Raw genomic sequence first — 8,285 nt, 5'->3', positions numbered from 1 at the left:
GGCGGCGGCCGTGGTCCTCGCCCCCTCCTCCGACCTGGTGGACCGGGCCCGCGAGCGCGGCGCGCGCGACGCCCGGCTCGCCCCCATCGCCGTCCCGCAGCCGCGCCCGGCCGACGCCGCCGCTGCCGACGACGACGGCAAGGTGCGGGCCGAACTGGGCGCGGTGGACCGGCCGTTGCTGATGGCCGTCGGCAGTCTCGTACCGCATCACGGCTTCGGCACCCTGCTGGACGCGGCCCGCGTCTGGCGGCGCCTGGACCCCGTACCGCTGCTCGTCATCGCGGGGGAGGGGCGGGACCGGGGCGCCCTGCAACGGCGGATCAGGGACGAGGAGTTGCCCGTCACCCTCATCGGACGCCGGGACGGGGTGGGTGAGTTGCTGGCCACCGCCGACCTGGCCCTGCTGCCGAGCCGGTGGGAGGGTCGCTCCCTGCTGGCGCAGGAGGCGCTGCGGGCCGGGGTGCCGCTGGTCGCCACCGCGGTCGGCGGCGTGCCCGAACTGGTCGGCAGCGCGGCCGAGTTGGTGCCGTACGGGAACGCCGAGGCCCTCGCCCGTACGGTCGTGCGGCTGCTCGGTGACCCGGCGGCGCGCGCCCGGCTCGCCGAGGCCGGGCGGGTGCAGGCGGCGGGCTGGCCCACCGAGGACGACACGATCGCCCATGTGCTCAGCGTCTACGACGAGTTGGCGCAGCCGCTGGCGACGGGGCGGACGCGCTGAGCCGTCGCGCACCCCGGCCGGGTCAGGTCGTGTGGCGGCGGGCCCGCAGCGCCAGGCTCAGAGCCAGTACCGTCTGCGGGTCGTCCAGGTCCGTGCCCAGCAGCTCGCCGATCCGGGCGAGGCGGTTGTAGAGCGTCTGGCGGTTGAGGTGCAGCTCGCGGGCGGTCTCCGCCTTGCGGCCCGCGTGCGCCAGATAGGCCTGGAGCGTCGGCAGCAACGGCGGGCGCGAGGTGCGGTCGTGTTCGCGCAGCGGGCCGATCGCCCGGTTCACGAACGCCGCCAGGTCCGGATGGTCCCGCAGCCGCCACAGCAGCAGGTCGATGTCGAGGCGCCGGGCGTCGTACCAGGGCCGGTCGTCCAGGCCCTGCGCGGCCGTCGCCGTCTCCGAGGCGTGCCGCAGCCCCGCGCCCGCCGCGGCCCAGCCGCCCGGTACGCCGACCACGACCACCGGCGGCTGCGAACCGGCACGGTCGAGACCGGCCCGCTCCACGCCCGCCCGCAGCGCCGCCGCCACCCGGTCCGCGACCGCCGTGCGCTCGCCCTCCGAACGCAGCCCGAGCAGCAGCGGAACCCGCCCCTCCACGGGCCTTACGCCGAGCAGCACCGGCACCCCGACCGAGGCCAGCTCCTCCAGGACCGCACGGGCCAGCAGCGCCCAGTTGCCCGACGGCGACAGCTCGGGGGCCAGCCGCATCACCACCGGGAGGAGCGGGGTGTCGCCGGGCCGGAAGCCGAGCACCCGGGCCTGGGCCGGGGCGTCCTCCGGGGCGATCCGGCCCTCCGCGAGGTCGGTGAGGAAGTCGCCCCGGCCCCGGGCGGCCAGCTCCTCCTCCTGCCGGGCCTGCATCAGGACGACGGCGAGGAGCCCCGCCGCACGCTCCGCCGCCATCCGGTGCACGGTCGCCAGCGGCCCGGACACCGCGAGCAGCACCAGCCGCGCCCGTACCGAACCGGTCTCGGGCCCGCCACCGGGCACGTCCACCAGCACCGCACCGGTCGGCGGGCTCTCCCGGGCCGCCCGGTCGCCGCGCATCCCCTCCCAGACCTGGAGCGGGTCCGCGCCCACCGGGCCGGTGCCGGTGGACGCCGCGTACAGGAGCTGACCGTCGGGCGTCTCCAGGAAGACCGGGTTGGCGGTGAAGTCGGCGAGGATCCCGAGGACCTGCGGCACCCCGCCGCCGTCCAGCAGCGCCCGGGTGGCGCGCCGGTGCACCTCCTCCGCCTGCTGGAGCAGCGCGTAGTGCCCGTTGACGATCTCGGTGTGCACCTCTTCGGTCACCGCGACGAACGGCACCTCGCGGTGCAGCTGGACCAGCGGGAGCCCGGCCGCGCGGGCGGCGTCCACGATGGAGGCGGGCAGCCGGCCGAACCGCGGGCCCAGCTCCACCACCAGGGCCGCGATGCCCCGGTCGGCGAGGCGGCGGACGAAGGCGCGCTGTTCGGCGGGGCGGGCGCCCAGACCCAGGCCGGTGGTCAGGAGCAGCTCGCCGCCCTTGAGGAGCGATGCGATGTTCGGTACCTCGCCCGCGTGCACCCAGCGCACCGTACGGTTCAGCCGGTCGGCGCCGGCCACCACCTCCGGGAGCCCGGCGCGCAGCCCCGGCAGCTCCAGCGCCCGCTGCACGGTGATTCCGCTGTGGCTCTCCACGTACCCGGCCCGCTTTCCCCTGGTGTCCTGCCCGCTTCCCGGGCGGTCGTCCTGATCCGGACTGTCCTGTTCAGGACGCTACCGCCCGGGAGCCCGGGTGCGCATGGCAGGGGAGGCGTGACGACCGTGGTCAGCTCGTGGTCAGGCCGCCGTGGACGCTCCGGAGGCGATGCCGAACGCCGGGTCGGGGACCTCCTCGGGCGAGATCAGCGTGGAGGAGCGGCCGTCGACGCCGACGGGCACGTCCCCGTCGACCGTGACGCGGCGGAGCTTGCGCTCGTGGGCGTCGGAGTCGTCCACGCCGTAGTGCTGGGTGGCGCGGTTGTCCCAGATCGCGACGTCGCCGACCTGCCACTGCCAGCGCACGGTGTTCTCGGGGCGCTCGATGTGGGACTGGAAGAGGTTCAGGAGCGTACGGGAGTCCTGGCCGGTCAGTCCGGCGATCCGCTGGACGAAGTTGCCCAGCAGCAGGACGCGTTCGCCGGTCTCCGGGTGGACCCGCACCACCGGGTGCTCGGTGAGGAACTTCGTCGAGGTGAACACCTCCTTGTACTGCTTCAGCGCCTCCGGCACGGCCTGCGGGCGCAGCGCCGCGTAGTCGTAGTCGTTGGAGTGCACGGCCCGCAGCGAGTCGGCGAGGACCCGCAGCGGCTCGGGAAGCCCGTCGTAGGCGGTGGCGGTGTTGGCCCACAGGGTGTTGCCGCCGTAGGGCGGGACGACGACGGCGCGCAGGATGGAGAAGGCCGGGTAGGCGGGCACGAAGGTGACGTCGGTGTGCCACTGGTTGGCCCGGCCGCCGTGGTCGGAGTCGATGCCGAGGGAGTAACGGCCGTCGGCGGACGGGACGGTGGGGTGGGCGACCGGGGCGCCGAGCAGCCGGCCGAACGCCTCGTGGCTCTCCTCGTCCAGGTGGTCCTGGCCACGGAAGAAGACGACCTTGTTGGCCAGCAGCGCGGACCGGATCTCCGCGACGGTCGCGGCGTCGAGGTTGCCGCCGAGCCGTACGCCGGAGATGACGGCGCCGAGACGGCCGCCGACCTTCTGGACGGTGACGGTGGAGGCGGTGGCGGTGGTTGCCGAGGACATGGCGGATTCCTTTCGGGAGCCAAGACCAACCATTGATTAATCTTGGAGCGGAATTAATTGAGGCAGGGAGGGGTCCGGCAGGGCGTGGGTGCGGACAGGAGAAGGGGAGTGACGCGGGTGCGGTGTGGCACGCCGAGAAAGTGTGGAGCCGAGCGGCAGATCAGCCGGCGGTACAGCGGCGCGGACACGCGGCCACTGCCGCGGTGCGGCCGGCGTGGGCGGGCCGCGCGTCGGAAACGGCCGTCGCGAACATGCCCCGGAGAATTCCAGCGCCCCGCGCCGCACGTCAAGCACCGGCCCGCCTCCCTGCCCGCATCCGGCGGTGGTTGAATCGGCGCTTGCGCACGGCCCGGAACCCGTCCGAGCACGCACCGCCGGAATGCCTCTGACCTGCGGTTGTCTCCATGATTCCGGACCGGTTCGGCACCCCGTCCCACGACCGGGCACGGGCCCCCGCGCGATTTCACGCCGCCGTAACGTTGCGAGCGCCGCCCGTGGCGCAGGACCGAAGGAAGGCCCCCATGACCGCCGCCCCCCAGCTGTTCCGGACCGCCGGCGACGGCCGCCGCGAGGCCAACGCCGCGACCGTCCTGCGCGTGGTGCTCGACCACGGGCCCGTCGCCCGGCGGTCGATCGCCGCCCTCTCCGGTCTCAGCCCCGCCGCCGTCTCGCGCCAGTGCACCGATCTCGTCCGCCTCGGTCTGGTCCGTGAACTGCCCGAGCTGGTGGAGAGCAGCGGCGTCGGCAGACCGCAGATCCCGGTCGACCTGAACACCGGTGAGGCCGAGGGGCCGGTGGCCGGCGGCGTCCACATCGGGGTGCCCGGGTCGACGTTCGGCCTGCTGGATCTCCGGGGCCGGTTGCTCGCCCGCCGCACCTTCGCGCACGAGGGCATCGACCCCGGCGACCTGTCCGGCCGTGTCCTCGCCGGGCTGCGGACCTTCCTCGACGAGGCGGTCCGGGGCCGCCGGCTGCTGGGGGTCGGTGCGGCGCTCGGCGGCTGGGTCGATCCCGCGCTCGGCACGGCGGTACGGCACGACACGCTGGGCTGGCACCAGCGGCCGCTCGCCGCCGAACTCTCCCGCGGCCTGGGCGGAATCGACGTCCGCATCGACAACCACGCCCGCGCCATCGCCCAGTCCGAGATCCTCTTCGGACACCCGGCGGCGCGCCGCAGCCTGGTCCATCTCTTCATCGGCAATGTCGTCGACGCCGCCCTGGGCATCGCCGGGGTGGTCCACCAGGGGCCGGGCTCCGGAGCCGGGGACGTCGCCCATCTGCCCGTGCCGGACTCCACGGTCGCCTGCCCCTGCGGCCGCACCGGCTGCCTGGAGGCGACGGCCTCCAACGTGGCGGTCGGCCGGACCGCCGTGCGGCGCGGGATCGTGCCCGAAGCCGATGTGTTCCTGCTGGTGGACGCGGCGGCGGCCGGTGACCGGCGGGCGGACCGGCTGCTGCGCGAGCGGGCCCGCGCGGTGGGCCGGGCCACCGCGCTGCTGCTCGACGTCCTCAACCCGGATCTGGTCGTGGTCACCGAGCACTCCAGCCTGCTCAACCCGGAGTATCTGGAGGAGATCCGGGGCGCCGCGGTCGACCTGTCCCATGTCTGCGGCGACCCCGAACGGATCGTCGGTCCGCATGCCGGGATGACCGTCCTGCCCGTCGCGGGCGGCACGATTCTGCTGAATCCGCTGTTCAGGAGCCCGCTGACGACCTTCGACCGGTAGCCGCGCGTAGCGGACACGAGGTGTTTTCGTACCAGGATCCGGACAGACCGGGTTGACCTTCCGGCGAGGCCGCTGTCATATTGCTCCCGTGAACCCGGACATGCGCCTCGTCTCCCGCAGGCACGTCGACCTCTGTCGACAGGCCAGCGCGGTCTGTGCCGTCCGCAACTGACCCCGGACCCCCGCGTGTTCGCCGTGCCCGGTCCGGCTCTCCGTGCCGAATCGCGCCTCTGCGCACTTGAGATCCGAGCGCTCTCCGTAGCTCCGTAGACCTGTCGTCAGGCCCGTCGCCGGACCCGTCGTCGGGCATGCTTCCGCGTGATCCCGCGCCGCTCCCGTACGTCCTCGACCGCACGGGAGCCTGAGCCTCCGCACCCGTACACCCGAACCCGAATCCGTACCCGCGTGCGTTCCGGCGTGCGCATCGCCCCGTTCAATTGCTCCCGCAGCGGAATTAATTGCCTCCGGCCCTTTCCTTCCAGCTCTTCCGCTCCAGCCCTTCTCCTCCGTCCCTCACCGTCACAGGCAGGCTCCGATGACCGAGCTGTACCCCACCCCGCCCCCGTCCTCGTCCCCGCTCCCGCGCCCGTCCGCCGGGCCCTCCCGGCGCACCGCCCTGCGTGCCGCGGGCGGCGGCTCCCTGCTGCTCGGACTGGGCCTGGCGGGCTGCCGCTCGGCGGTCTCCGAGGCCTCGTCCGACCCGAAGGAGGCCGGCGACGCGCCCAAGCGCGGCGGCATCCTGAGCGTCGCCATCAACGCCGACTTCACCCCCGCCCTGCTGTTCGCGCAGAGCGGCCAGTCCCTCCAGCAGCGGCTGATCTACAACACCCTCACCCGCTACGACGACGACCTCACCCCGAAGCCGGAGCTCGCCACCTCCTGGACGTACGCGAAGGACGGGCGCGCCATCACCCTGCACCTCCGCGACGACGTGACCTTCCACGACGGCCGGGCCTTCACCGCCGACGATGTGATCTTCGCCGTGAAGAACCTCCAGAACCCGGTCCGGGCCGCCCAGTTGCGCAGCACGGCCGCCGCGATCACCGGTTTCGAGAAGCGCGGCGACCACGAGCTGGTGCTCAAACTCGCCCACCCGGTGAACAACCTCTTCGACCTCTTCGAATTCATGATCATCACTGATGAGAAGAGCGTGGAGGACGCCGTCACCGGAAAGAAGCTCATCGGCACCGGACCGTTCCGGCTGAAGAAATGGAGCCCCGGCTCCGGCCTGACCCTGACCCGCAACGACCGCTACTGGCAGCCGGACCGCCCCTACCTCGACGGCGTCGAACTGCGCGTCATACCCCAGGCCGACGCGCTGATCTCGTCCCTGCGCTCCGGCCAGTCCCAGCTCTCCTTCCATGTGCCCGGCAAGAGCCTCGGCGTCGTCAAGAGCGACTCCCGGCTGAAGATCGTCGACTACGACACCGGAGCGGGCGCCGCCTACCTCGGCGTCAACACCACCGTCGCCCCGCTGAACGACCGGACCGTCCGCCAGGCCCTCGCCTGGGCCGTCGACCGCGAGCGGCTCCTCGCCCAGACCCTCGGCGGCTACGGAATCGCCTCGGCCGCCCCGTGGCCCAAGTCCTCGCCCGCCTTCGACGAGGCGCACCGCACCCACTACACCCACAACCCCGGCAAGGCCCGCGAGCTGCTGAAATCGGCCGGGCATCGCAAGCTCGAACTGCCGCTGCTGCACATCGCGTTGCCCGGCGAGACCGCCATCGCCGAGTCCATCCAGTACGACCTCAAGCAGATCGGCGTCCACGTCACCCTGGAGCCGACCGACGGGGCCACCGCACAGAAGAAGCTGATCTCACAGCAGATGCCCGCCCTGTGGTCCATGGGCCACGGTTTCGCCCAGGTCCAGCCCTCCACGCTCGCGGTGAGCGCCTATCCGTTCAACGAGGCCAAGAACACCTCCAAGTACCGCTCCGCGGCGTACACGAAGGTCGTCCGAGAGGCCTGGACGAAGCCGGAGTCGAGCGTGGCCGAGGCCAACGCCCTGCACGAGAAGATCTCCGGCATCCTGCTGGAGGAGGCGTTCATCATCGACCTCGTCGTACGCGGCCAGGTCGAGGTCAGCGCCGACCGGCTGCACGGCGTCACCCAGAACAAGTTCTCCTATCTCAACCTCGACGACGCCTACCTGGTGTGACATGCGCAGCTACCTGCTGAGGCGGCTGCCCTCCGCCCTCCTCGTCCTGTTCGCCGCCTCCTTCCTCATCTTCACCATCCTGCGGCTCGTCCCCGGCGACCCCGCGACCTCCCTCGCCGGGCCCGACGCCTCCCCGGCCACCGTCGCCGCGATCCGCGACCGGCTCGGCCTCGACGCGCCCCTCGTCTCCCAGTACGCCCGCTGGATCGGCTCGCTGCTCACCGGCGACCTCGGACCCTCGTACGCGATCGGCGGCGAGGTCTCCGACCTGATCGGCGGCGGGCTCGGCGCGACCGCCGAACTGACCGTGGCCGCGCTGCTGTTCGTCATCGTGCTCGGTACGGCCTTCGGCATCCTCGGGGCCGTCTCGCGCAGCCGCTGGGTCCGCAGCGCGATCCGGGTCACCACGACCGCCGCGCTCGCCGTGCCGCCGTTCGTCAGCGGAGTGCTCCTCGTGGTGCTGTTCGCCGTGGTCCTCGGCGTCCTGCCGCCGGGCGGCCGGGTGGCCTTCCTCACCGCACCCGACCTCGCCGCGCAGTACCTGCTGCTGCCCGCGCTCTGCCTCGCCCTGCCCAGCGCCGCCGTACTCGGCCGCTACCTCAAGGACGGGATCGAACGCGCGCTGGCCGAGGACTACATCCGCACCGCCACGGCCGCCGGAGTCGCCCCGCGCCGGCTGCTGTGGCGGCACGCGCTGCCCAACGCCCTCCCGCCCGTCGTCACCCTGCTCGGCATGCAGACCGGACACCTGCTCGGCGGAGCCGTCCTGGTGGAGGCGATCTTCGCCTGGCCGGGCCTCGGCCAGCTCGCCGAACAGGGCCTCCAACGCCGCGACTACCCCGTCGTCCAGGACCTGCTGCTCCTCCTGGTCGCCGTGTTCGTCGTCGTCCAACTGCTCACCGACCTCGTGTACGCCTGGCTCGACCCCCGGATCAGGTGGGAGTGACC

At 73.1% G+C, this 8,285-nt stretch carries 6 protein-coding genes; 4 read left to right on the top strand and 2 right to left on the bottom strand.

All coding sequences use genetic code 11. The annotated features are described in order from the left end of the window. Window positions 1-718, top strand: a 718-nt coding sequence (locus tag G3I54_RS04075) for a glycosyltransferase family 4 protein (RefSeq protein ID WP_164611173.1), incomplete at its 5' end; no start/stop codon positions are given. 22 nt (window positions 719-740) lie between these two features. Here G3I54_RS04075 and G3I54_RS04070 read toward each other — a convergent pair. Together G3I54_RS04070 and G3I54_RS04065 are read right to left on the bottom strand one after the other, a co-directional pair. Next, window positions 741-2,366 carry a PucR family transcriptional regulator gene (locus G3I54_RS04070; protein ID WP_137232064.1) on the bottom strand — a complete coding sequence of 542 codons (1,626 nt, stop codon included), beginning with the start codon at window positions 2,364-2,366 and terminating at the stop codon, window positions 741-743. Window positions 2,367-2,507: 141 nt separating this feature from the next. Further along, window positions 2,508-3,452 (bottom strand): TauD/TfdA family dioxygenase, encoded by a 945-nt coding sequence (locus G3I54_RS04065; RefSeq protein ID WP_164611171.1) that lies wholly within the window; start codon window positions 3,450-3,452, stop codon window positions 2,508-2,510. Between the two features lie 521 nt (window positions 3,453-3,973). Here G3I54_RS04065 and G3I54_RS04060 point away from each other — a divergent pair. The 3 genes from G3I54_RS04060 to G3I54_RS04050 all read left to right on the top strand — a co-directional run bounded on the left by G3I54_RS04060 (window position 3,974) and on the right by G3I54_RS04050 (window position 8,283). Then, window positions 3,974-5,179, top strand: coding sequence for an ROK family transcriptional regulator (locus G3I54_RS04060; RefSeq protein WP_164611169.1), 1,206 nt, complete (start codon window positions 3,974-3,976; stop codon window positions 5,177-5,179). A gap of 535 nt (window positions 5,180-5,714) precedes the next feature. After that, entirely contained in the window at window positions 5,715-7,337 is a 1,623-nt protein-coding gene (locus G3I54_RS04055) for an ABC transporter substrate-binding protein (protein WP_164611167.1), read from the top strand. 1 nt (window position 7,338) lies between these two features. After that, on the top strand, window positions 7,339-8,283 hold the full coding sequence (locus G3I54_RS04050) for an ABC transporter permease (RefSeq protein ID WP_164611165.1): 945 nt from the start codon (window positions 7,339-7,341) through the stop codon (window positions 8,281-8,283). Window positions 8,284-8,285 lie beyond the last annotated feature (2 nt).

The sequence above is a fragment of the Streptomyces sp. SID14515 genome, assembly GCF_010548505.1.
GTDB lineage: Bacteria > Actinomycetota > Actinomycetes > Streptomycetales > Streptomycetaceae > Streptomyces > Streptomyces caviscabies.
Note: the sequence above shows the minus strand (reverse complement) of the source record. Positions and strands in the feature narration are given on the sequence as shown.

Bases quoted from the DNA above. Each gene is read 5' to 3' on its own strand.
- G3I54_RS04065 (WP_164611171.1), bottom strand. From the start codon at position 3,452: ATGTCCTCGGCAACCACCGCCACCGCCTCCACCGTCACCGTCCAGAAG.
- G3I54_RS04060 (WP_164611169.1), top strand. From the start codon at position 3,974: ATGACCGCCGCCCCCCAGCTGTTCCGGACCGCCGGCGACGGCCGCCGC.
- G3I54_RS04055 (WP_164611167.1), top strand. From the start codon at position 5,715: ATGACCGAGCTGTACCCCACCCCGCCCCCGTCCTCGTCCCCGCTCCCG.
- G3I54_RS04050 (WP_164611165.1), top strand. From the start codon at position 7,339: ATGCGCAGCTACCTGCTGAGGCGGCTGCCCTCCGCCCTCCTCGTCCTG.